Origin of the sequence: Sphingomonas ginsenosidivorax (assembly GCF_007995065.1) — a bacterium.
GTDB lineage: Bacteria > Pseudomonadota > Alphaproteobacteria > Sphingomonadales > Sphingomonadaceae > Sphingomonas > Sphingomonas ginsenosidivorax.
Genome location: NZ_VOQR01000001.1, coordinates 629,806 through 653,809 on the forward strand (window position 1 = coordinate 629,806; position 24,004 = coordinate 653,809).

General features: G+C 68.5%; 20 protein-coding genes and 1 pseudogene. 14 read left to right on the plus strand and 7 right to left on the minus strand.

Annotated features, from left to right (window positions below):
* Positions 1-1,395, plus strand: a complete 1,395-nt coding sequence (lpdA, locus tag FSB78_RS02770; protein ID WP_147079758.1) for a dihydrolipoyl dehydrogenase — start codon at positions 1-3, stop codon at positions 1,393-1,395.
* A 144-nt stretch (positions 1,396-1,539) separates the two neighbouring features.
* A complete protein-coding gene (locus FSB78_RS02775; RefSeq protein ID WP_147079760.1) occupies positions 1,540-2,949 on the plus strand; it encodes a hypothetical protein in 1,410 nt (469 codons plus the stop codon).
* 61 nt (positions 2,950-3,010) lie between these two features.
* Here the strand turns inward: FSB78_RS02775 and FSB78_RS02780 are convergent, their stop codons facing one another.
* From FSB78_RS02780 to FSB78_RS02795, 4 genes are all read right to left on the minus strand, one after another.
* Positions 3,011-5,374, minus strand: coding sequence for a putative bifunctional diguanylate cyclase/phosphodiesterase (locus tag FSB78_RS02780; protein ID WP_147083968.1), 2,364 nt, complete (start codon positions 5,372-5,374; stop codon positions 3,011-3,013).
* A 99-nt stretch (positions 5,375-5,473) separates the two neighbouring features.
* Complete coding sequence (locus tag FSB78_RS02785; protein WP_242007947.1) at positions 5,474-9,073, minus strand: TonB-dependent receptor; 3,600 nt, start codon at positions 9,071-9,073, stop codon at positions 5,474-5,476.
* A 402-nt stretch (positions 9,074-9,475) separates the two neighbouring features.
* On the minus strand, positions 9,476-10,189 hold the full coding sequence (locus FSB78_RS02790) for a FadR/GntR family transcriptional regulator (RefSeq protein WP_147079762.1): 714 nt from the start codon (positions 10,187-10,189) through the stop codon (positions 9,476-9,478).
* A 31-nt stretch (positions 10,190-10,220) separates the two neighbouring features.
* Positions 10,221-11,972 (minus strand): fatty acyl-AMP ligase, encoded by a 1,752-nt coding sequence (locus FSB78_RS02795; RefSeq protein WP_147079764.1) that lies wholly within the window; start codon positions 11,970-11,972, stop codon positions 10,221-10,223.
* A 110-nt stretch (positions 11,973-12,082) separates the two neighbouring features.
* Here FSB78_RS02795 and FSB78_RS02800 point away from each other — a divergent pair, with 110 nt between their 5' ends.
* The 5 genes and pseudogenes from FSB78_RS02800 to FSB78_RS19415 all read left to right on the plus strand — a co-directional run.
* Entirely contained in the window at positions 12,083-12,634 is a 552-nt protein-coding gene (locus tag FSB78_RS02800) for a regulatory protein RecX (protein ID WP_242007948.1), read from the plus strand.
* A 113-nt stretch (positions 12,635-12,747) separates the two neighbouring features.
* The gene (locus tag FSB78_RS02805) at positions 12,748-13,278 is read left to right on the plus strand and encodes a cold-shock protein (RefSeq protein WP_242008398.1); all 531 of its coding nucleotides are present in this window, start codon (positions 12,748-12,750) and stop codon (positions 13,276-13,278) included.
* Positions 13,278-13,778 (plus strand): DUF192 domain-containing protein, encoded by a 501-nt coding sequence (locus FSB78_RS02810; protein WP_242007950.1) that lies wholly within the window; start codon positions 13,278-13,280, stop codon positions 13,776-13,778. Before FSB78_RS02805 ends, FSB78_RS02810 begins: the two co-directional genes overlap by 1 nt.
* A gap of 190 nt (positions 13,779-13,968) precedes the next feature.
* Positions 13,969-14,361, plus strand: a complete 393-nt coding sequence (locus tag FSB78_RS02815; protein ID WP_147079770.1) for an NADH:ubiquinone oxidoreductase subunit NDUFA12 — start codon at positions 13,969-13,971, stop codon at positions 14,359-14,361.
* Positions 14,362-14,555: 194 nt separating this feature from the next.
* Positions 14,556-14,789: pseudogene (locus FSB78_RS19415) on the plus strand (DUF2155 domain-containing protein); the annotation flags it as partial.
* A gap of 35 nt (positions 14,790-14,824) precedes the next feature.
* On the opposite strand, the gene aat reads toward FSB78_RS19415, so the two are convergent.
* From aat to FSB78_RS02835, 3 genes are all read right to left on the minus strand, one after another.
* Positions 14,825-15,544: a leucyl/phenylalanyl-tRNA--protein transferase gene (gene aat, locus FSB78_RS02825; RefSeq protein ID WP_147079772.1), complete on the minus strand. Its 720-nt coding sequence runs from the start codon at positions 15,542-15,544 to the stop codon at positions 14,825-14,827.
* On the minus strand, positions 15,544-16,248 hold the full coding sequence (locus FSB78_RS02830; RefSeq protein ID WP_147083971.1) for a ParA family protein: 705 nt from the start codon (positions 16,246-16,248) through the stop codon (positions 15,544-15,546). Before FSB78_RS02830 ends, aat begins: the two co-directional genes overlap by 1 nt.
* 108 nt (positions 16,249-16,356) lie before the next feature.
* Positions 16,357-16,725, minus strand: a complete 369-nt coding sequence (locus tag FSB78_RS02835; RefSeq protein WP_422396666.1) for a hypothetical protein — start codon at positions 16,723-16,725, stop codon at positions 16,357-16,359.
* Positions 16,726-16,997: 272 nt separating this feature from the next.
* Between FSB78_RS02835 and FSB78_RS02840 the strand changes: the two genes are divergently transcribed.
* The 7 genes from FSB78_RS02840 (at position 16,998) to FSB78_RS02870 (ending at position 23,892) form a co-directional block, all read left to right on the plus strand.
* Positions 16,998-17,966 (plus strand): cysteine synthase A, encoded by a 969-nt coding sequence (locus FSB78_RS02840; RefSeq protein ID WP_147079776.1) that lies wholly within the window; start codon positions 16,998-17,000, stop codon positions 17,964-17,966.
* Between the two features lie 77 nt (positions 17,967-18,043).
* Positions 18,044-18,280, plus strand: coding sequence for a hypothetical protein (locus tag FSB78_RS02845; protein WP_147079778.1), 237 nt, complete (start codon positions 18,044-18,046; stop codon positions 18,278-18,280).
* 340 nt (positions 18,281-18,620) lie between these two features.
* Entirely contained in the window at positions 18,621-19,121 is a 501-nt protein-coding gene (locus tag FSB78_RS02850) for a division/cell wall cluster transcriptional repressor MraZ (RefSeq protein WP_147079780.1), read from the plus strand.
* Positions 19,118-20,062: a 16S rRNA (cytosine(1402)-N(4))-methyltransferase RsmH gene (gene rsmH / locus FSB78_RS02855; protein ID WP_147079782.1), complete on the plus strand. Its 945-nt coding sequence runs from the start codon at positions 19,118-19,120 to the stop codon at positions 20,060-20,062. Before FSB78_RS02850 ends, rsmH begins: the two co-directional genes overlap by 4 nt.
* Complete coding sequence (locus FSB78_RS02860) at positions 20,059-20,739, plus strand: hypothetical protein (protein ID WP_147079784.1); 681 nt, start codon at positions 20,059-20,061, stop codon at positions 20,737-20,739. Before rsmH ends, FSB78_RS02860 begins: the two co-directional genes overlap by 4 nt.
* Positions 20,736-22,454, plus strand: coding sequence for a peptidoglycan D,D-transpeptidase FtsI family protein (locus tag FSB78_RS02865; RefSeq protein WP_147079786.1), 1,719 nt, complete (start codon positions 20,736-20,738; stop codon positions 22,452-22,454). Before FSB78_RS02860 ends, FSB78_RS02865 begins: the two co-directional genes overlap by 4 nt.
* A gap of 10 nt (positions 22,455-22,464) precedes the next feature.
* Positions 22,465-23,892, plus strand: coding sequence for a UDP-N-acetylmuramoyl-L-alanyl-D-glutamate--2,6-diaminopimelate ligase (locus FSB78_RS02870; protein ID WP_147079788.1), 1,428 nt, complete (start codon positions 22,465-22,467; stop codon positions 23,890-23,892).
* The last annotated feature ends 112 nt before the right edge of the window (positions 23,893-24,004 follow it).

The following is a 24,004-nucleotide window of genomic DNA, read 5'->3' on the forward strand; positions in this document are numbered from 1 at the left end:
GTGGCTGATGTTTTCGATCTCGTGATCCTCGGTTCCGGTCCCGGCGGCTATGTCGCCGCGATCCGCGCCTCGCAGCTCGGCCTGAGGGTCGCGATCGTCGAGCGCGAGCGGCTGGGCGGGATCTGCCTCAACTGGGGCTGCATCCCGACCAAGGCGCTGCTGCGCACGTCGGAAATCTATCACTACATGCAGAACGCCGAGAGCTACGGCCTCAAGGCGGACAATGTCGGGTTCGATCTCGCCAAGGTCGTCGACCGCAGCCGCAAGGTTGCTGGCCAGCTCAACGCGGGCGTGAAGGGCCTGATGAAGAAGAACAAGGTCACGGTCTTCGAAGGTGTCGGCACCGTTACCGCGAAGGGCAAGCTCAGCGTCAAGCAGGGCGACAAGACCGTCGAGCTGGAAGCCAAGAACATCGTCGTCGCGACCGGTGCGCGCGCGCGCGACCTGCCGTTCGCGAAGGCCGATGGCGAGCGGATCTGGACCTATCGCCATGCGATGGTGCCGACCGAGATGCCGACCAAGCTGCTGGTCATTGGCTCCGGCGCGATCGGCGTCGAGTTCGCCAGCTTCTACAACGACATGGGCGCCGACGTCACGATCGTCGAGATGCTGCCGCGGATCCTGCCGGTCGAGGACGAGGAAGTCTCCGCGTTCATGGACAAGGCGCTGACCAAGCAGGGGATCAAGCTGCTCACGCAGACGGGTCTCGAGGGCCTCGCCAAGTCCGCGGACGGCGTCACCGCGAAGATCAAGGCGAAGGACGGCAAGGTCACCGAAGAGACGTTCAGCCACGCGATCATCGCGATCGGCATCGTGCCGAACACCGAGAATATCGGGCTGGAGGCCTTGGGCGTCGAGACCGACCGCGGGCACATCAAGACGGACGGCTATGGCCGCACGAACGTCGAGGGCATCTGGGCGATCGGCGACGTGACGGGCGCACCGTGGCTGGCGCACAAGGCGAGCCACGAGGGCATCATCGCGGTCGAGAAGATCGCCGGCGGGTCCCCGCACCAGATGGACAAGGCCAATATCCCGGGCTGCACCTATTCGCGCCCGCAGGTCGCGAGCGTCGGCATGACCGAGGCGAAGGCCAAAGAAGCCGGGTACGAGCTGAAGGTCGGGAAATTCCCGTTCATCGGCAACGGCAAGGCGATCGCGCTGGGTGAGGCCGAGGGCTTTGTAAAGACCGTGTTCGATGCGAAGACCGGCGAGCTGCTCGGCGCGCACATGGTCGGCGCCGAAGTCACCGAGCTGATCCAGGGCTATGTCGTCGCGCGCCAGCTCGAGACGACCGAGGCCGAGTTGATGGAGACGGTGTTCGCACACCCGACGCTCAGCGAGATGATGCACGAGAGCGTCCTCGCGGCGTACGGCCGGGCGATCCATTACTGATCGATAGCCGTGGAGCGCGATCCTCCCCCGCCAGGGGGAGGTGGCACCGGAGGTGACGGAGTGGGAGGGTAGGAAACGCATGCCGTCGTTACCGCCCCCTCCGTCAAGCTGCGCCTGCCACCTCCCCCTGGCGGGGGAGGATTTATGACAAGGCTCTCTCCTCGCTGGCGATACGGCATCGCCGCCGTGCTGCTGTTCGTCCTGTCGCTCGCAGCGGCGTGGCCGGGAGTGGCGATGTACGACACCGTCGCGCAGTACCGGCAGGTGCTGTCGAGCCGGTACGACGACTGGCACCCCCCGGTCATGGCGCGGTTGTGGGCTATGTTCGCACCGATCGGACCGGGCGCGGCGCCGATGCTGGTGGTGCAGCTTGCGACCTATTGGGCAGGATTGGGGCTGATCGCCGCGGCATTGGGCGAGGTGAGGGCGCGGCGCCGTGCGATCGCCCTCCTCTGCATCGGCGCCTTGCCGCCGTTTCTCGGCTGGCAGATCGTCGTGCTGAAGGATGCGCAGCTCGTGGGCGCGGTGCTGGCCGCGACCGGGCTGGTCGCGTGGTGGCGGTTGCGCGACCGGCGTATCCCGCCGGTCGCGATCGCGGCGATCGTACTGCTGCTCGGCTATGCCCTGCTGGTGCGCGCGAACGCGGTGTTCCTGGTGGTGCCGCTTGCCGTGATGATGATCGCGGTCCGGCCCGTAATGCGGGTGGCCATCGGACTGGTCGCCGTTCTGGCGGTGCTGGTCGTCTCGCCTCTGATCAATCATCGGATGCTCGGCGCGGCGCCGAGCGGGGTCGAACGTACGCAGGCGCTGTACGACCTCGCCGGCATCGCCGCGCGCGTGCCCGACAGGGCGCATATCGGGCTGACCGCAGCCGAAGCGCGGGCGGTGATCGCGCGGCATTGCGCGACGCCGTTCTTCTGGGATCCGCTGGGCGACGACGCGCATTGCGGGGCGGTGATGGCGCGGCTGCGCGCAGAGCCGGTGGGGCGGCTCTACGCCATGCTGGCCGACGCCGTGCTGCATCATCCGATCGCCTATGCGCGGCAGCGGCTGGCGCACTGGAATTCGACCGAGCGCTGGCTGGTGCCGGTACACTGGCCGAACGCGGCACCGCCGGCCGAGCCCGAGCCGAATACGCTGGCGCTCGGGCGCGTTGGCGCAGCCGTACGCGGATGGCAGGCGATGGCCGGGATGGTGGTCGAGACGCCGCTCGGCTGGCCGATTGCCTGGCTGGTCGTTGCAGCGACCGCACTGGCGGTGGCAGCGCGGCGAGTGCGCGCGCCGTCGCGTGACTTGGCGACCGCGTTGCTCGTATCGGGGATCGCGCTGGAGGCGAGCTTCGCGGTGCTGAGCATCGCGTCGGACCTGCGCTACCATTTGTGGCCGATGGTCGCGACGGCGGTCGCGGTGACGCTGCTCGCGGATGGACAGGCGTGGCCGCGCGGGATCGTGCGCGCGGGCGTCGTCACGCTGGTCGTTGTGCTCGGCGGGGGGCTGGCGGCGCGGCTGACCTTGCCGCTGCCGCCTGCGACGTATCAGGGAATGCTGGGCTGAGCATCGCCGTCATCCCGGGACGAGCCCGGGATGACGAAAGTGGGAAATTACGGGACGAGCGTCACGCCGCCGCGAATTCGTCCCAGCGGCGTCCGGCGAGCGCGCGGGCTTCCTCGACCGGCAGGGGGCGGCCAAAATAATAGCCCTGGACCTTGGTGCAGCCGAACTCCTGGACCATCTGGTGCTCGGCCTCGGTCTCGACGCCTTCCGCGGTGGTGGCCATGCCCAGGCTGTTGGCGAGCGCCACCACCGCGCGGATGATTGCGACCGCCTCGCGCACGCCCTTGGCGGCATCCTGGACGAAGCTGCGGTCGATCTTGATCGAGGAGAATCGGGTACGACTGAGATAGCCGAGCGAGGAATAGCCGGTGCCGAAATCGTCGAGGCTGAGCCGCACGCCGAGATCGAGCACGCGCTCGAGCACCTTGGTCGCGCCCAGCCCCTCGTGCATGAACACGCTTTCGGTCACCTCGAGCTCGAGCCGCTCGGCCGACAGCCCGGTGCTCGCCAGCGAGCTCGTCACCGTGGTGACGAAATTGGGGTTCTGCAGCTGGTCGGGCGAGACGTTGACCGCGATGCGGATGTTCGACGGCCAGGTCGCCGCCTCTTCGCAGGCGGTGCGCAGCACCCACGCGCCGATCGGGGCGATCAGCCGCGCATCCTCGGCGAGGGGGATGAACTTGTCGGGCGAGACCGGGCCGAATTCGGGGCTGGTCCAGCGCAGCAGCGCCTCGAACCCGCGCAGATGGCCCGATCCGGCGTCGACCACCGGCTGGTACATGAGGAACATCTCACCCTTCTCGACCGCGCTGCGCAGCGCCATCTCGAGCACGCGGCGTTCCTCGGCCTGGACGTGGAGTTCGGGTTCGTAGGTGCGGAACACGCCTCGTCCGGCGTCCTTGGCGCGGTAGAGCGCGAGGTCGGCGGACCGGATCAGCATCTCGGCGGTGCGCCCGTCGCGCGGACCGACCGCAAGGCCGATGCTGGCGCCGATGTAGAGCGTGTGCTGATCGATTTCGTAGGGGTGGGAGAGGGCGTCGATGATGCGTTGGGCGAGGCGTTCGACGGCGGCGGCGTCGGTCGCGTCGCGGATGACGACCGCGAATTCGTCGCCGCCGAGCCGTCCGCACAGCGAGATGTCGCCCGTCAGCTGCCCGAGCCGTTCGGACACGCGCCCGAGCAGCCGGTCGCCGATCGGATGGCCGAGCGTGTCGTTGACCGCCTTGAAGCGATCGAGATCGAGCATCATGAAGGCGCAGCGCCCGCCCCATTTCTCCGCCTCGGCCATCGCACGGACCAGCGTCTCGTTGATCATCAGCCGGTTGGGCAGCCCGGTCAGCGTATCGAAGCGCGCCATGCGATTGATTTTGTCGGACGAGGCACGCTGTTCGGTGACGTCGGACCCGACGCCGCGGAACCCGCAGAACTTGCCCTGGTCGCTGAACCGCGGCGACGCCGAGATCTGCCACCAGCGTTCCTCGCCCTCGATCTGGACGGGAAGGCGCAGGTCGCGGAAGCTCTCGCGCGCCTTGAGCTTCTCGGCGAGCGCACGCAGGCCGGCGGAGAACTCGCCGGTCTCCCAGCCGGGCCCCGCCAGCACCTGCAAAAACGGCATGCCGTCGATGCTGATCGGGTCGAGCCCGCAGGCATAGGCGAAGCGCGGCGATGCCTTGACCACCCGGCGCGAGGCGTCGGTTTCCCATAGCCAGTCGGCGCGGGTCTCCTCGAACTCGCGCAACAACAGGCTGACGGTCTCGTCGCGCTCCTGCAGCGTGATCTCGGCGGCACGGATCACGACGAGCGAACGCGCGCGGTTGATGCACACCGCCATCAGCAGCATTGTGAAGATCGCGCTGCCGAGCGTCGCGCCATAAGTGTCGGCGACCGCCAGCTGCACGCAGATCGCGAGGCCCAGCCCGGCGAGGAACGCGAGCGTCGCGAGCACCAGCGGCGCCATGGCGACGCTGGCCGCGGTCATCAGGATGGTCAGGACGACACCCAGCCCCGCGGCGGTCCCCGGCGACGCCTGCGCGCAGAAGTAGAGCGGGACGACCGACCAGACCGCCGCCAGGCAAATGCCGTCGGACGCGGTGTTGCGGATCTCGTGCACCGTCGCATAGCCGTCGCCGCGGTGGCGCGTGGCGAGCCGGCGGAATGCGACCGTGGTGGCGACCGCGGTGACGACCGCGCCCCAGGACAGCAGCACCCACAATGGCGACGTCCTGGCCATCAGGACGACCGTGGCGGCGGCCGCGGCCAGGTTTACCGCCAGCAGGAACAGCGCGAGCTTGCGCCCCGCGGTCAGCTGGGTCGCCCGGATGCGGCCCCATTCGGCGGGATCGGCCCCTTCCGCGAATCCGACAAGGGTCCGAAAGCCGATGGCCGCGGGGGCGGGTCGCGGCGTCGACGGCGGGGAGGCTGGCATAGTCACCCGCGCAATCTAGCCCGATCTGCTGGCCGCGATGTTGCCGAACAGGGTTACCGCGGCGTTAGGGATCGCACCCCCCCACGCCTGCCGTGGTCGTTATTTGCCGCCGAACTGGATGCGAACCCCGGTCATGATGCGGCGGCCACCATAGGTCAGGCGCATCAGCTTGGGCGTGCCGTCCGCGAAGGGTACGTACTTGCCGGTCGATGCAGTCTGCGCCTCGCGGGTCATGTTGCGGCCCTCGGCATAGATCTGGATGCCGCGGGTGATGTTGTACGAGATCTTGGCGTCGATGAACGTCGTGCTGTCGGTGAAGCGCGGCACGCCGGGGTTGTAGCCGGGGGCGACGAGGCGGACGTTGGTCCATTGCTCGCCGGGATAGTTGATGTCGCCGGTATTGCCGCCGCACGGCGTGATGCAGTTGAAGGTCGCGCTGCGGCGCTGGTGCGCGAGGCGGATGTTGAGCTTGCCGTCGTCATACCAGATCGACGTGTTCATGTAGTAGCGCGACTCGTTCGGCGGCGACATCACGTCGCCGGTTTCGGGGTCCTGCTGGCCCGAGGTTACTGCCGAGGCGAGAATCGACAGGTTGCTGTCGACCCCGGTGTGCCTGAAAATCCAGGGAAGCTGCGTGAACGCGGTCTTGACCGCGAACTCCCAGATGTCGCGCTTGTAGCCCGGACCGTTGTCGTAGGTCGGGTAGTTGAATTCATAGTCGGCGATCGATTTGCCCGTGGCCGGGTCGACCTGTGTGCTGCCCGCGAACGGCGTCGCGATCTTCGACACCGCGATCGGATTGCCGATCTTCACGTCGAGCTTGCCATAGGCGACCGAGAACAGCGTATCCGCGTTGGGATACCATTCGAGGCTGGCATTGTAGCTCCACGCGGTGAACGGCTTGAGACCCGGATTGCCGACGCGGCCGGTGCAGCCGAAGATGTCGTCGGCCGAGGTGTCGAGCAGTGTTCGCTCGTCGATGATGCAGGTGCCACCGGAGATCAGCCGGTCCATCGACGGCCGTGCCACCGTCTTGCCGCCATAGAGGCGGAACACCAGGCTTTCGTTGAAGCCCCAAAGGTTGAAGTTGGCGGACGGCAGCCAGTCCGAGGTCTTGGCGTTGAGCGTCACGTTCTGGCTGAAGCTCTGCGTGGTGATGCCGCCGGCGTTGTTCGGGTCGATGGGGTTGAAATTGGCGTTTGGACGGATCGAGGTGAGCGTCAGCAAGGCGGAGCCTTTGACGGTCGCGAACACGCCGCGGACGCCGGCATTGCCGTTGAACAGCAGGCCGAACGGCAGCTGCTGTTCGAAATCGGCCATCGCATAGACGTTCTTGATCTCTTCGCGGACGCGGGTGACGGGCTGGTCATAGACCTTGCCGTCGCTGCCCGTGCAGCTTTTGAGGCAGTCGAAGTTCATGAACTGCGCCGCGCCGAGCTCCGAGAACAGCTGGTCGGTCCGGATGCCCTGCCACGCGTCGGGCAGGTTGCCGCGGTTGGGCAAGTCGCCGAAATACTGCGAATCATTGGCTTCCAGCGTCCGTCCGAACAGCTCCACCAGCTGCTGCGGCGTCAGCGTGTCGACGCCCGAACGGACGTTCAGGGGATTGGTGCTGGGTACGAAGCCGTAGTTGCACGACAGGCCGTTCGCCGCGGACGATCCGGCGGTCGGCTGACAGGCGCGCAACGTGCCGCGGACGTTGACGGTCGGCACGGTGATGGCGGGGACATAGCCGGGCTGGCCGAACGTGCCCACTGCGCTCGCCACGGTGTAACCGCCGCCGCCCCAGCGATCGAGCTTGTTCTTGCGGTACATGCCGCCGAACTTCACGCGGTTGATGAACGGGATCAGGTCGTCGGTATTGTAGCTGATATCGAGCTTGGCGATCCGTTCGGACGATTCGCCGAGCGCGGGCGAGTAGGACACGCCGAACGACGGCGTCGTCAGCGGCAGCTGGCCGACGGTGTAGACCGGCGTCGCCGGGCCATTGGGACCTGCCGCGACCGCCGCCTGGCCGACGCAGGTGGGCGCGGTGCCGCCGCCGATGCACGCCGCCGGGTTCAGCTGGACGAAATTGGCGGGGTTTGTGTCGTCGTAGTTGGACGGCAGCGCGACGTCCCACAGGCCGTTCGGCTGCAGGCTCAGATCCGCATTGCCATAGGCGTAGCTGCGCGCGGTGCGCTTGTCGTTGCGGCTCGAGCTGGCGATCGTGATGCCCGCCATCGCGTCGATTTCCAGCCGCTCGCCGCGATACTCCGCGCCGGTCTGGGCATATTTGGTCTTGGTATCGATCGTGTTCTCGATCTGGTCGATGTTCACGGCGTTGTTGGTCAGCGTCATCGCGGTGACGTTGTGCTCGGCGTCGACCTTGATGCTGCCGGGCACGACGTTGAGGACGTTGCCGATCGTGGCGTTGTTGGCGACGTTGTTGAGCCCGTCGTAGAGATAATAACCGGCGGGCGCGTTGGGCGCGACGCTGCGGACGCGCGGGTAGCCGGTCGCGGTATCGACGAAGGTGCCGTTGAGGTTCTGGTTGAACAGGTTGACCGGATTGCGGCTGCGGTTCTGGTCGTGGACCTTGCGGTTGCCGATCGTGCCCTTGGCGAACAGCGTCAGTTCGTCGGTGGCGCGGAAATCGATCCGGCTGTCGATCGCGTAGCGCTGGTCGGTCTGCGTGTTCATGAAGTTGCGGATCAGCGACGGCGTCGCGTCGTTCCACTGGTTGAGGCAGCTCTGCTGTTCGAGGATCCGCTGCGATCGCTGCGCGGTGGAGCCGGTCGGATTGTTGGGGAACAGCGTCAGGCACTGCGCCTTGGTCTGGGCACCCGCGGACTTGGTGACGAGCGAGCGCGGCGTCTCGGTGCTGTTGGCGAACACCACGTCGGCGGCGTCGGTGCCGATCGTCGCGGGATTGTACGCGAACGTCTTTTCGGGCGACTGGTCGAAGTCGAACAGGCGGGCGTAGCCGCGGTTGTTGCTCGTCGTGTTCTCGAACCCGTGGCCGTTGTTCTGCAGCTTCGAATAGCTGCCGCTGGTGATGATGCCGAAGCGGTTGTCGAGGAACCGGGTGGCGGCGACGACATTGCCGTCGGGCGTCCAGTCGCGGCCGAGCGAATTCTGCCCGGCGCCCGCGCGTACCGAGAGGAACGGCTTGGCGAAGTCGAGCCCGGTGCGCGTCTTGATCTGCACGGTGCCGCCGAGCGACCCTTCGGTCATGTCCGCGGTCGAGCCCTTGACCACGTCGACGCTCTTCACGAGCTCGGCGGGCAGTTCGCGCAGATCGGCGCTGCGGCCGCCGCCGGGTCCGAGCGCAAGGCCCGTGGTGCTCTGCACGCCGATACCGTCGAGTTCGACGCGGGTCAGGTCGGGACCGTTGCCGCGCACCGCGACCGAATCGCCCTCGCCGAACTCGTTGCGGCCGAGCGCGACGCCGGGGATACGTGAAATGGCTTCGTTGACGTTGCGATCGGGGAAGGATCCGATGTCGTCGGCGACGATCGAATCGGTCGCGGTCTTGGCGGACTTCTTGCGATTATTGGCGGATTGCTGGCTGGCGCGCGATCCGACCACGACGATGTCTTCGTTCGTCGCGCCGCTGCTGCCGACGTCCGACGTGCTGCTACCCGGACGCCCCGGATTCGCTTGCCCCCAAGCGGTTCCGGGCGATCCCAGCGCGACGCCCAACATAGTCCAAGACACGGTCGCGGCCATACGCACGCGTACATTCTTGCGAATGCTCATTATCCTCTCCCTTTACCGTCGTGCGGGGCACGCCGGTTCCCTGTTGTTGTCCGGCGTTGCTCGTTCGGCACGCCTGGAAATCGCCTCCATTGCGAAGTGCGACGGTCGTTACAGTATCACCACATTGTGTGACGGCAAGTAATAATATGATAAATTGCCGAATGGGAGTTCGGGTCGGGTTTCGTCGAGAGGAGAGGCGGTGTTCGGATGTTGCCGGTCCCTTGTTCCTTGCCCGCCAGGGGGCAGCGGAGCGGGTGGCAAGGGTAACCAGCGTTCCGGGTCCGCCCCCTCCGTCGCCTTTGGCGCCACCTCCCCCTGGCGGGGGAGGATCGGAGAGCGGCCGGCGCAGCGGTGCGGTGGCTAGTCGACGGTGTCGATCAGGTCGAGGACGTCCTGGATCAGCGTCCGCATCGCCATGCGGGCGGCGTCGGGCTCGCCGCGGCTGATCGCGTCGCAGACCGCGGCGTGATCGCGGATGTTGGCGCTGCGGCCGGCGATGCCGTTGGTGAAGCGGATCGAGGTCTTGAGCGCGGTGCTGACCATCTCGCGCAGCTGGGCGTAGAACGGGTTGCCCGACGCCTGCAGGATCGCGACGTGGAACGCGATGTCCGCATCGAGCGGGTCGTCGCCGCCGGTCTCGGCGCGCTTCATCCGGTCGAGGCCGTCGCGGATCCGGTCGTGCTGGTGTGCCTGCGCATGGCGTGCGGCGAGCGCGGCGGCTTCGGGTTCGATCGCGAGCCGCAGCTCGGTGAAATGCCTGAGCAACTCGACCGAGAACGTCCGTTCGAGCAGCCAGCGCAGCACGTCGGTATCGAACAGGTTCCACGACGCGGAGGGCTGGACCACCGTGCCGACGCGCGCGCGGGCACTGAGCAACCCCTTGGCGGTCAGCATCTTGACCGCCTCGCGCGTCACCGAGCGGCTGACCCGGTGCTGTTCGGTCAGCTGCGCCTCGGTCGGGAACGCCGTGTCGTCATAGGCACCGGTGACGATCGCCCGACCGATGGAGTCGAGCATCGCGTGCGTCAGGTTGCGGCCGGGCCGGGGCGAGGACGGGTCGGGTGCGGCGGTCATGGACGCCTTTCCTCGCTGGACCGGGATGGCGTCAGGCGGCGATGTCGTACGGCTTGATGTCGCCGCTGAGATACAGGTTGCGCGCCTTGGTGCGGCTGAGCTTGCCAGAGCTGGTGCGCGGCAGCGTGCGCGGCGGGATCAGTTCGATTACGCAGTTCATCCCCGTCACCGACCGCACGCGGTCGCGGATCTCGTCGCGCAGGCGTGTGCGTTCCGCCTCGTCGGAACTGCGGCACTGGACGAGCACCGCGGGGGTTTCCTCGCCGCCCGGCGTGGTGATCGCGAACGCGGCGATGTCGCCGGCCTTGAACCCCGGCAGCTGCTCGACCGCCCATTCGATGTCCTGCGGCCAGTGGTTGCGGCCGTTGACGATGATCATGTCCTTGGCGCGGCCGACGATGTAGATATAGCCGTCGGACATGTAGCCCATGTCGCCGGTGTCGAGCCAACCGTCGGACATGCAGGCCTCGGTCGCGGCGTCGTCGCGGAAATAGCCGACCATCACCGACTTGCCCTTGCACCACAGCTTGCCGATCGCGCGCTCGGGCAGGGGGGTGCCGTCCTCTTCGCGGATCTCGACGACCATGTCGCGCACCGGCTTGCCGCAGTTGACGATCGCGCGGTAGCGCTGCGGGCGGTCCTTGCCGTGCGCGCCGCCCGAGAGCTGGGTCTCCTCGACCAGCTCGACGCGGATGCCTTCGCCCGGCGGCATCAGCGAGACCGCGAGCGTCGCCTCGGCGAGACCGTAGCTCGGCAGGAACGCGCTGGCCTTGAACCCGGCGTCCGCGAACGCGTCGACGAAGCTCTGCATGACGTCGGGGCGGATCATGTCGGCGCCGTTGCCCGCCACCCGCCAGCGCGACAGGTCGAAGCGGTCGCTCGCCTTGGTCTGGCTGGAGATGCGGCGCGCGCAGATGTCGTAGCCGAAGGTCGGCGAATAGCTGAGCGTGGTGCCGTCGTTGCGGCTGATCAGGTCGAGCCAGGCGAGCGGACGGCGCGCGAAATCCTCGGTCTTGAGGTAATCGGTCGAGACCTGGTTCGCGATCGGCGACAGGAAGCAGCCGACCAGTCCCATGTCGTGGTACCAGGGCAGCCACGAGACGCAGCGATCGGTCTCGCAGACCGCCATGCCGTGGCTGTGCGCGGCGAGGTTGTTGAGCAGCGCGGCGTGCGTGATGACCACGCCGTGCGGGAAACGGGTCGATCCGCTGCTGTACTGGAGATAGGCGATGTCGTCGGGGCTCGCCTTGGGCAGCGTGGCCTTCGGGGCCTCCCCCTGCGCGAACGCCGACCAGTCGATGCCCTCGACGCCGGCAAGCCGGGCCGCCTCGCTCGCCATCTGCGCGAGTTCGGGCGGGAAGATCAGCATCTTGGGGTCGCAGCTGGTGAGCTGGACACGGAGCTGTTCGATATAGGATTCGCGACCGCCGAACGAGGCGGGCAGCGGCAGCGGCACCGGCCATGCGCCGGCGTACACGACACCGAAGAACAGCGCGGCGAATTCGGGGCCGGTCTCGGCGACCAGCGCGATGCGATCCTTGGGCACGACGCCTGCCGCGATCAGCCGGTCGGCCATCGCCAGCGCGTCGGCGTGCAGCTCCGCATAAGGGTAGGGCCGCGCGAGCGTGCCGCGCGCGTCGTGGAAGTTCAGCCCGCGCACGCCGGTCGCGGCATAGTCCAGCGCCTCACCCAGCGTACCGAAGTCGGCGAACCGGCGCGGCAGCGCGTCTGCGGTCGGGGTGGTGCGGATGGGATCCGCAGTGCTCACCGAGAGGTTGGTCATCGCAGTCCCTGTCTTCGTCAATAGCGCCGCTGCGCAACGCGCGGCGCCAGAAAATGGCCCTGACAGACCGTGGCGTTCAATTTCGGCTGTCAGTGTGGCACAATGATGGCGTGACCTTTAACCAAAGCAAAGCCGCGCGCGAGCGTCGCCCCATCCCGCCGCTCGACGCCGCCGCGCTCGAGCGGCTGGCGCTTCGCTATGTCGAGCGCTTCGCGACCTCGCGCGGCAAGCTCACCGAGTATCTGGTGCGCAAGATCCGCGAGCGCGGCTGGGAGGGCGAGCCGGCCGATCCCGCCGCGCTCGCCGAGCGGATGGCAGGGCTGGGCTATGTCGACGACCGCGTGTTCGCCGAGGCGAAGGCGGCGGCGATGCAGCGCCGCGGGCTCGGCGGCCGCCGCGTCGCGGGCGCGCTGCGCGAGGCGCGGATCGACGAGGCGGATACCGATGCGGTGGCGCCGGCGATCGCCGATCGCGCGGTGACGTCCGCGCTGGCCTTTGCACGCCGCAAGCGGATCGGGCCCTATGCGCTGGACGAAGCCGACCGCGTGCTGCGCGAGAAGCAGATCGGCGCGATGATCCGCGCCGGGCACGGCTTTGCGCTGGCGCGGCGAATCGTCTCGTCGCCGCCGAAGGACGATGTCGACGAGAAAGATTTTGAATGACTATATCCCAAGTCGTTGCGGGTTCGACGAACCATGCTAGCTAGGGGGCAAGGGGTGGTAAGATGCGTAGCGAAACGCAAGCGGACAATGAGCAGCCGGGCGGCGCCATAGCCATGGGCGCGGCCGGGAGCAGCGACGCGCGGGCGGCGTCCGGCACGATCAAATGGTTCGACGTCACACGCGGGTTCGGCTTCGCGGTGGCGGACGATGCGGACGTCGGCGACATCCTTGTCCATTTCTCGGTGCTGCAACCCCATGGTCGCCGCAGCCTGCCCGAGGGCGCTCGGGTCGAGACCCTCGTCGTCCAGCGTGGCCGCGGCTTCCAGGCGCGCGAGATCGTGTCGATCGATATGTCCGGTGCGGTCGAGGAGGCGTCGCGCACCCCCGGCGCGACCGATCGCGTCGACCCGGCATTGCTGGTCGCCGATGCCGGGCCGTTCGAGGCGGTGACGGTCAAGTGGTTCAACCGGCTCAAGGGCTATGGCTTCCTGGTCCGCGACAGCGACGGCAGCGATATCTTCGTGCATATGGAAACGCTGCGCCGCGGGGGTATCGAGACGGTCGAGCCCGACCAGCCGCTGCGCGCGCGGATCACCGACGGACGCAAGGGTCCGCTCGCGGTGGCTGTCGAAGAGGGATTCTGATGATCGTATCGATGAAGGCGGCGCTGGCGGCGCTGCTGCTGGTTGGCGCGGGTGGCGTCGCGGTGGTCGCGACGCGTGGCGGCGACACCGAACAGGCCGCGGTGCGGACGATGCCGCTGAGCATCACCAGCACCAACGGCGCGCACGCGTTCACGGTCGAGATCGCCAAGACGGCGGCCGAACAGGAGCGCGGGCTGATGTACCGCACCGACCTGAAGCCCGATGGCGGGATGATCTTCTGGCCCTATCCGGCGGGCGGCGGGGCCCCGCGCGACGCAGCCTTCTGGATGAAGAACACGCCGAGCCCGCTCGACATCGTCTATATCCGCCCCGACGGGACGATCGCGCGGATCGCGGAGAACACCGTGCCGTTCTCGGAGACGCCGATCCCGTCGGGCGAGCCGGTCGGCGCGGTGCTGGAGATCATGGGCGGCAGGGCGGCGGCACTCGGTATCGCCGAGGGCGACCGCGTGACCTGGGCCGGCGGGCCGAAGGGGTAGGGCGCTTCCGATCCTCCCCCGCCAGCGGAAGGTGGCAGGCGCAGCCTGACGGAGGGCGGACAGGGTAACCGCTGTTTCGTGTCCTCCCCCTCCGTCACCTTCGGTGCCACCTCCCCTGGCGGGGGAGGATCCGTGGGGCGGTAACAATAACCAATTGCCGCCCGGCAGCCTTCGGGTTAAGCGCACGGCCATGGGCTTCCTCGCATCGACCTTCACCTGGTGGAACGGCGCCACCCTTGGCACCAAATTCGGCCTTCGCGGCAAGGCGAAGATGGGGGAGGATGCGGCCGGCAACCTCTATTACGAGGGTGGCAAGGACACCAACGGCAACCCGCGGCGCTGGGTGATCTATTCGGGGTCGAACGACGCGAGCCGCGTGCCGCCGCCGTGGTTCAGCTGGTTGCATCACCAGGTCGACGACGTGCCTGACCGCGCGCTGCCGCCGGTCCGCAGCTGGCAGAAGCCCGCGCTCGCCAACCAGACCGGTACCGCGCTCGCCTATCGCCCTGCCGGCGCGCTCGAAAAGGGCGGCACCCGCGCCGCCGCGACGGGCGATTACGAAGCGTGGACGCCCGAAGGATGACACGCTGGATCGCCGCGGCCGTGTTGGTCGCGGTGCTCGGGCTCGGTGGCTGGTTCGGCTATCGCGCCTGGACCGGCGACCGCCCCACGACGGTCGCCGCGCGGCAGGACCTGCCGATGGCAGACGAAAGCGCGGATTCCTCGGTCGAGACGATAGATACCGCCAGCGCGACGCTCGCGAACGGCGGCACCCCGATGGCACAGCGCGTCGCGGTGATCGGCCTGCTCAACAAGCGCAACGGCGAAACCCGCGACATCACGTTGAAACCCGGCCAGGCGACCCGGCTCGGTGACGTCGTGCTTCGCCTGCGCGCCTGCGAGCGGACCGCCCCCTGGGAGCCCGAGCAGTTGACCGGCGCATTCGTCCAGGTCGTGGTACGCGGCATCGACAAGAAGTGGCGGCGGACGTTTTCGGGCTGGTTGTACAAGGAGCGCCCCGCGCTGAACGCGGTCGAGCACCCGATCTACGACGTCTGGACCAAGAGTTGCGCGATGACCTTCCCGGCGACCGGGCCGGACACGACGTCGGCGTCCGAGGCGGCGCCGGCCAAGCGGTCGAGCGCGAAGAAGTCGCCCGCCGCCGAGGTCGAACCAGACGCCCCCACGACGCCGTCGAGCGCGGCGGAGAGCAACGCCACGTAATCGGCGCGCGCGATCTCGACCGCGCCCAGCGAGGCGAGGTGCGCGGTCTGGAACTGGCAATCGAGCAGCGTGAACCCGCCTGCCTTCAACCGCGCGACCAGCGAGGCGAGCGCGACCTTCGACGCATCGGTCGCACGGCTGACCATGCTCTCGCCGAAGAACGCGCGGCCCAGCGCGAGGCCGTAGAGCCCGCCGACCAGCCGATCGCCGTCCCAGCATTCGACCGAATGCGCGAACCCCATGGCGTGCAGAGTCAGGAAGACGCGCTCGATCCCGGCGTTGATCCAGGTGTCGGGGCGTCCCTCGACGCTTTCGGCGCACAGCTGCACGACCTGTTCGAACGCGGTGTCGACGGTGACGCGGAAGCGATCGGAGACGACCCGCTTCCTGAGCGACTTCGACAGGCGGAAACCGTCGAGCGGCAGGATCGCGCGGCGGCGCGGTTCGACCCAATAAACGCTGGCCGCGTTGCGATCGTCGGCCATCGGGAACACCCCGACCGAATAGGCACCGAGCACGAGTTGCGGGTCGAGCATCTCCATCAGGCGATCCGGTGCTCGATCGCGCGCCACAGGTCGGCAAAGGCCTGTGCGGCGGGGGAGCGCGGTGCAGACACGCCGACGGGCTTGCGTTTCGCCGCCATCCCCTCGATCGCACTCGCCATCGGGATCACCGGCCAGCCGGGTTCGGCCGCGAGCGCCTCGGCATGCAGCGCGCGGCGGCGATCGACCATGACGTGGACCGGCATCAGCGGCGCTCGCCCACCGAGATGGCGGACGACTTCGGCATAGGCGCGCTGCGCGAGCGGCGAGGGGATCACCGGGATGACGATAAGGTCGGCGGCGCGCATCACCTGGTCCGCAGTCTCGGTCAGCCCGGGCGGACGGTCGAGGATGACGCGGTCATAGCCCTTGAGCTCTGCGAGCAGCTTGGCCAGCCGCTTCTTCTTGTCGAGATCGTGGAACAGCTGGTCGAGCCGGCGGAGCGAGGCATCGGCGCCGATCAGGTCGAGCTTCGGGTAGCGCGTCGGCCGGGCCTGGCTGGCGACCGAGACGTCCTTCGAGAATACCGCCTGCGCCTGGTCGCGGTTGGTCCCGCCGAGCAGCCAGGTCGCCGCGGCCTGCGGGTCGAGATCCCAGAGCAGCGTGCGACGTGCCGACAGCGCGGCCGCGCACCAGGCCAAATTGACCGCCAGCGTCGTCTTCCCGACGCCGCCCTTCAGGCTGTAGATCGCGATGGTGGCCATGACGTGCAGCGTGCCGCCCGGCGGCGGCTTAGGCAAGCGGCGCACGCAAAAACGGCCGACGGGAGTACCGCCGGCCGGATAGGACTTGTGGGATCAGACCGTCGCCGATCAGGTGTGGCAGGTCTGGGCCGCCTTGCCCGGCTGCGTCAGGACGACTTCGCTGTCGCCACCGGTCATCGACCAGCCGCCCTCGGCGGTCTTCGCCGCACCGGCAGCCTCGGCGACCAGCTTGGTTGGCGTGCCGTCCTGCTTGGTCTTCACGACGGCCTGCTTGTCGCCTTCGAAGAAGGTGACATAGACAAGCGTGTTGTCCTTGCAGCGCAACGTCTTTTCCGACTTGATCGCCGGCGGCAGCTCGACGGGGGCCGCGTTGGCGAGCGTGTTCGCCATGGGGTCCGGATTGCTGTCCAGCACCTCGGGTGCGGCAGGCTTGGAGTTGCAGGCAGCCAGCACGAGCAGCGCGGCGACGGCGGTCATGGGAAGGGTTTTCATAGCGGGACCGGGCTTCGCGCATGCAGCATGGAGCGTCAAGATGGTTTACCTTCGCATGACCATATTCGGACGCTACGGCATCGGCCAGCCGCGCGGGAAACGGAGCCATGCGTGCGACCGGCCGATGCGGACCGGCGACGGGATGATGCCTGACCCATCCTACCGGACTGGTTCGGGCATCCGTAGTGACGGAGGGCTTTTCGCGGCGAAAGCTTAGCTCGCTTGTCGCCGGGCGCATGCCGCGCCATCTAGGCCTGATGCATACGACATCCGACACGCTGGCCTTGATCGGCAACACTCCGCTCGTCCGGCTCAAGGGGCCGAGCGAGGCGACCGGCTGCGACATCTTCGGCAAGTGCGAATTCACCAACCCCGGCGCGTCGGTGAAGGATCGCGCCGCGCTGTACATCGTCGAGGACGCCGAGGCGCGCGGCATGCTGCAGCCGGGCGGGACGATCGTCGAGGGCACCGCGGGCAATACCGGGATCGGCCTCGCGCTGGTCGCCAACGCCAAGGGCTACAAGACAATCATCGTCATGCCCGAGACGCAGAGCCGCGAGAAGATGGACACGCTGCGCGCGCTGGGCGCCGAGCTGGTGCTGGTGCCCGCCGCGGCCTTCTCCAACCCCGGCCATTTCGTCCACACCTCGCGGCGGATCGCCGAGGAGACGCCGGGCGCGATCTGGGCCAACCAGTTCGACAACATCGCCAACCGGCGCGCGCATATCGTTGGTACCGCCGAGGAGATCTGGGCGCAGATGGACGGCCGCGTCGACGGCTTCACCTGCGCGGCGGGCACCGGCGGCACGATCGCGGGCGTGGGGCTGGGGCTGAAGGCGAAGGACGAGAGCGTCTGCATCGCGCTCAGCGATCCGCACGGCGCGGCGCTGTACAATTACTATGCGCATGGCGAGCTGAAGGCCGAGGGGTCGTCGGTCGCCGAGGGGATCGGGCAGGGGCGGATCACCGCCAATCTCGAGGGCGCGCCGATCGACACGCAGTTCCGCCTGTCCGACCGCGAGGGCATGGAATGGGTGCATCGGCTGCTCGACGAGGAGGGGCTGTGCCTAGGCCTGTCGTCGGGGATCAACGTCGCCGGGGCGGTCGCGCTGGCGCGGCATCTGGGCCCGGGAAAGCGGATCGCGACGATCCTGTGCGATACCGGATTCCGCTATCTTTCCACGCTTTACGACCCGGAATGGCGTGCGGCAAAGGGTCTGGATTGAGGTTCGGTCGACAATCGCGCGACAGTCGGGTATCTCCGCGCGACAAGATGAAGCCGAAACAGAATCTTTCCCAGAGCATGCAGCGTGCCAAGGTCGGCATGATCGGGCTCGCTGTCATCGTGCTGATGATCGGCCTGGCGGGTGCGATCATCGGGTCGGCCACGCGCGAGCGGCCGGTGCAGGCCGCCGGCGCCGCGCAGCCCGACGTCGTCGCGAACATGGCGGTCTCCAACAGCGTCGACGCCGACCGCACTGGCGAGCCGCTGGCGCAGATGGGCGTCGCGCCCAGTGCGAACACGCAGGCGGCGCAGTAAGCCGGGAAATTCGGGGATATGCCTCCATCCCCGTCCTCCTACCTCGTTCCGGACGTCCCGTTCGTCCCCGTTTGCCGGGGACGGGGCGGTCGTGCCCGTCGGGATCGCGGTTTTCCGGGCACCGAACCGTGGCGGTTGGACATTTCCCCGGACTGGCAGGCGAAAACCCAGTAAATCCCCTTAATTCCCCGAATCTCCCGTTGCGTCCCGTGATCGCTGTGATAGACAGAGATTAACACAGGGGCACGCTCTATCGTTTGCTGACGCAGGCACCGGAATCGCGACGAAGGTCGTGTTTCGGAACGAGAAAGCGCGCGCGCCATGCATGGGGCTGATTGGCGTGACGAACAGGGGTCGGTATCAGGGAGACGGCATCGGCCTTGTCGACGACAAGGGTCGGGTAGCCATCCCCTCCGCACTCCGCGCCATCCTCTCCGCCAACGCGCCGAAGGCCAATGGCAAGGACGGCGGGACGATCATCATCGGCGCACATCAGAAGAACCGGTGCCTCGTCGCCTATGATCCCGGCTATGTCGACCTGCTCGCCGAGCGCCTCGACCGGCTCGAAGCCGCCAACCTCGCCGACGACGGCGACATCGACTATAACCGCAAGCGTGCCGGTGCCTCGGGCGAAGCGGTGCCGTTCGACGGCTCCGGGCGGTTCATCATGCCCGCGTTCCCGCGCTTCTATGCGGGGATCAAGGGGCACGCGTTCTTCTACGGCGTGCTCGACTATATCGAGATCTGGGACCCCGCGACGCTGATTGCCACCGACGGGCTGCCCCCCGTCGTCAAGGAGATGGCGCGCTTCTACATGGCCGAACGCGGGGTGGCGCTGTGAGCCGTCCCGACGAACCGCACATCCCGGTCCTGATCGACGAGGTCGTCGCCGCGCTCGCCCCCGCGCCCGGCGAGACGATCGTCGACGGCACGTTCGGCGCCGGTGGCTATACGCGCATGCTGCTGTCGAGCGGCGCGCGGGTGATCGCGTTCGACCGCGATCCCGACGCGATCGCGGCGGGCGAGGCGCTGGCGCTCGACGGGCTGACGCTGGTCGCCGCCGACTTCTCCGCGATGGAGAGCGAACTCGCGGCGCGCGGCGCGGTGCCGGTCGACGGCGTGACGCTCGATATCGGCGTGTCGTCGATGCAGCTCGATCAGGCCGAGCGCGGCTTCTCGTTCCAGGCCGACGGGCCGCTCGACATGCGGATGGCGCAGGCGGGGATGTCGGCTGCCGACTTCCTCAACGACGCCGACGAAGCCGAGATCGCCGACATCATCTATCGCTACGGCGACGAGCCCAAGTCGCGCCGCGTCGCGCGCGCGATCGTCGCGGCGCGCCCGCTGACGCGCACGGGCGAGCTGGCGCACGTCGTCCGCCGTGCGCTCGGCTACAAGCCGCACGACAAGAAGGATCCGGCGACTCGCGTCTTCCAGGCGATCCGCATCCATGTGAACCGCGAGCTGGGCGAGCTGGCCGATGGCCTGGCCGCCGCCGAGCGCGTGCTGAAGCCGGGCGGCCGTCTCGCGATCGTCACCTTCCACAGTCTCGAGGACCGGATGGTGAAGCATTTCCTGCGCGCGCGCAGCGGCGGCACCCCTTCAGGTTCGCGACATCTTCCGCAGGCCAATGCGCCGGTCGCCCCGAGTTTCGAGGCGGTCGGGCGCGGCGTGAAGGCGAGCGAGGCCGAGCTGGCGCGCAACCCGCGTGCACGGTCGGCAACATTACGAACGGCGCGGCGAACCGCGGCATTACCCTGGGCGAACGAGGTGACGAGATGACGGCGGCGTATCGGTTGAGGGGCGTGGGCTGGTTCGGGGGCTGTGTGGCCGTCGTGCTCGGCTTCTACCTGGTGTCACTGCAGGTGGCGGCCGAGCGCAAGAAGCTCGAGGCGGTCAACGGTCAGATCCGGTCGGCCGAGCGCGATATCCGCGCGCTCGAGACCGAGTTCGACACGCGCGGCAACCTGGCGCAGCTCGAGCGCTGGAACGGCGACACGCTGGCGCTGTCCGCCCCGGTCGCCGGCCAGTTCGTGACCAGTGAGAGCGCGCTCGCCGCGATCGACGTCAACCAGCCGCTGGGTGGCGCCGCCGACACGCGGATGGCGTCGCTGCTGGTGCCGTCGATGCCCGTGACGATGCCGCAGCCCACCGCCATCGCCCAGGCCCAGGCGGCGCCCCAGGCAGCCCCCCAGGTCATGAAGGTCGCGGTGCAGACCGCCGCCAACGCCGCGCTCAAGCCCGCGGTGATCCACGTCTCGACCGCGCCGTCGCGCGCCGCCGAGGCGGCGATCGTCCGTGCGCTGCCGCAGCGCATGGCCGACAAGCTGAGCGCCAAGCTGGCGGTCGCCAAGGTCCGGCCGCAGGCGGTCGCGATGCTCGACGACAAGCTGCTGTCCGACAACACGCTGGGTGACATCCTCAGCGGTGCCCGCGCCGAGGCGCGTCGCCGCCGGTGACCGTGCTCGTCGCCCGGCCCGTCCCCGAGCGGCGTAGCGCCGGCCAGCGCCATGCGCTGGTTGCGACGGCACATACGCGGCTGATGATGCTCATGGTGTTGTTCGGCGCGGCGGTGCTGCTGGTGATCGCGCGGCTGGGCATGCTCGGCGTGCTGAGTTCGATGGCCGACCCGCAGGCGGTGGCCGCGGCGATCGCGGGGCGCGGCGATATCGTCGACCGCAACGGCGCGCCGCTCGCACGGACGATCGACGCCTGGACGATCGCGGTCCACCCCAAGAAGCTGATCGGCGACCCGAGCGACATCGCCAGCAAGCTCTCCGCGCTGATGCCCGAGGGCGGCGACCAGGCACATTATTATGCGGTGCTGACGTCGAACCGCAATTTCGCCTATCTGCAGCGCCGCGCGAGCCCCGCGCTGGTCGAGCAGGTCAACGCGATCGGCGAACCCGGCATCGTGTTCGACCGAGAGACGCAGCGCCTCTATCCGCAGTCGACGATGGCGTCGCATGCGCTCGGCTTCCTGTCGACCGACGGGCACGGCATGAGCGGCATGGAGCGCGTGCTCGACGAGCGGCTGACCAACCCCGCGCTCAACCATGTGCCGGTGGCGCTGTCGCTCGACACGCGGGTGCAGGCGGCGATGGACAGCGAACTGAACCGCGCGATGACGACGTTCGGCGCGCGCGCCGCGGCCGGCGTGGTGCTCGACGTGGACACCGGCGAAGTGATCGCGATGACCTCGCTGCCGTTCTTCAACCCCAACCGGGTCGGGATGGCGGGGACCGAGGAGCTGCGCAATTCGGTGACGCAGAGCGTCTACGAGCTCGGCTCGACGTTCAAGCCGATCGCGATGGCGACCGCGATCGACACCGGCGTCGTCACCAGCATGGCGCGGCGCTTCGACGCGACGCATCCGCTGCAGGTCGGCCGCTACACGATCCACGACGAGCGCGGCGATCCGAAGCGCTGGCTGAACATCCCCGAGACGCTGATCTATTCGTCGAACGTGGCGACCTCGCGCGTGGCCGACGAAGTGGGCGCGACCAAGATGCAGACGATGTTCCGCAAGCTGGGCTTCGACACGCGCCCCGATATCGAGCTGCGCGAGAAGGCGCGGCCGCTCTGGCCGAAATACTGGGCGCGCACGACCGTCATGACCACCGCGTTCGGCCACGGCATCGCGGTGACGCCGCTGCACCTGGCGAGCGCCTATGCCGCCCTGGTCAATGGCGGGACCTGGCGTCCGGCGACGCTGCTGAAGGTCGAGCCGGGTCACGCCGCCAAGGGCCGCCGCGTGATCAGCGAGGCGACCAGCGCGCGGATGCGCCAGCTGTTGCGGCTGATCGTGCTGCGCGGCACCGGTCGCAAGGGCGAGGCGCCGGGCTACCGTGTCGGCGGCAAGACCGGCACCGCCGAGGCCGCGGTCGCGGGCGGATACGACCGGTCGCGCAACGTCGCGACCTTCGCCGCCGCCTTCCCGATGGATGCGCCGCGCTACGTCGTGCTGGCGATGCTCGATTCGCCCAACGGCACTAAGGAAACCGGCGGGTGGAAGACCGCCGCCTGGAACGCGGCGCCGGTCGTCGGGCGGACGATCTCGCGCGTCGGATCGATGCTGGGCGTGATTCCCGATGCCAACCGCGATATCGACGTGTCCGACATCACGCCGTTGCTCTGGCAGGAGCCGGGGGCGAAGCAACCGACCGGCCAATGAGGATGGACAGATGAAACTGGCTGCGCTGATCAACTCCGACGGGACCGGAGCCGGCGAGCGCCAGGTCACCGGGTTCGCGATCGACCATCGCAAGGTCGCGCCGGGCACGGTGTTCGGCGCGTTCGAGGGCGCGCGCGTCAACGGCGAGGACTATATCGCCGACGCCATCCGCTCGGGCGCGATCGCGATCGTCGCACGGCCAGGGCTGCAGATCGAGGGCGCCGCCTATATCGCCGATTCCAATCCGCGCGAGGCGTTCGCCCGGCTGGCGGCGACGTTCTTCGCGCCGTTCCCGGCGACCTCGGTCGCGGTGACCGGGACCAACGGCAAGACCTCGTGCGTTGAGATGACGCGGCAATTGTGGCGGATGGCGGGGTTCCATGCGGCGTCGGTGGGCACGCTGGGCGTGACGACCGCCGACGAGCGCGTGACGACCGGGCTGACGACGCCCGACGTGGTGACGTTCCTGTCGAACGTCGCCGGGCTGGCGCGCGAAGGCGTCACGCACCTGGCGTTCGAGGCGTCGAGCCACGGCCTGACGCAGTACCGCACCGAGGGGCTGACCGTCGCAGCCGCGGCGTTCACCAATCTCAGCCGCGATCACCTCGATTACCACGGCGACATGGCGGCGTATTTCACCGCGAAGATCCGGCTGTTCTCCGAGATCCTGTCGCCCGAGGGCACCGCGGTGGTGTGGGCGGACGACCCGCAGAGCGCACGTGTCATCGATCTGGCGCGCGAGCGCGGCAACCGGTTGGTCACGGTGGGGACGCAAGGCGATACGCTGCGCCTCGTCGGGCGCGATCCGACCTTGCTGGGGCAGGGGCTGACGATCGAGGCCGAGGGCAGGACCCACACGGTGAACCTGCCGCTGATCGGCGCGTACCAGGCAGCGAACGCGCTGGTGTCGGCGGGGCTGGTGATCGCGACCGGCGGCGATGTCGCGGCGACGATCGCCAATCTGGCGCGCTTGCAGCCGGTGCGCGGGCGGCTCGAGCGCGCGGCGATCGCGAAGAGCGGCGCGCCGGTCTATGTCGATTACGCGCACACGCCCGACGCGCTGGAGGCGGCGATCGCGGCGCTGAAGCCGCATGCGGGTGGCAAGCTGGTCGTCGTGTTCGGCGCGGGCGGTGACCGCGATACCGGCAAGCGCGAGACGATGGGGCGGGTCGCGATCGCCGAGGCGGACCGCGTGATCGTGACCGACGACAATCCGCGGACTGAAGATGCGGCGGCGATCCGGCGCGACGTGCTGAAGGGCGCGGTCGGCGCCGAGGAGATCGGCGATCGTCGCGCGGCGATCGCGGCGGCGATCCGTGACGCGGGGCCCGAGGATATCGTGCTGGTTGCGGGCAAGGGACACGAGCAGGGGCAGATCGTCGGCGACATGGTGTTGCCGTTCGACGACGTCTCGGTCGCGCGGGAGTGCGCGGCGTGAGGGGGGCGCTGTTCCCCTCCCGCTTGCGGGAGGGGCTAGGGGAGGGCCTGTCCTCCCCGATGATCGTGGTCGTTCGGGGACATGCCCTCCCCCAGCCCCTCCCGCAGGCGGG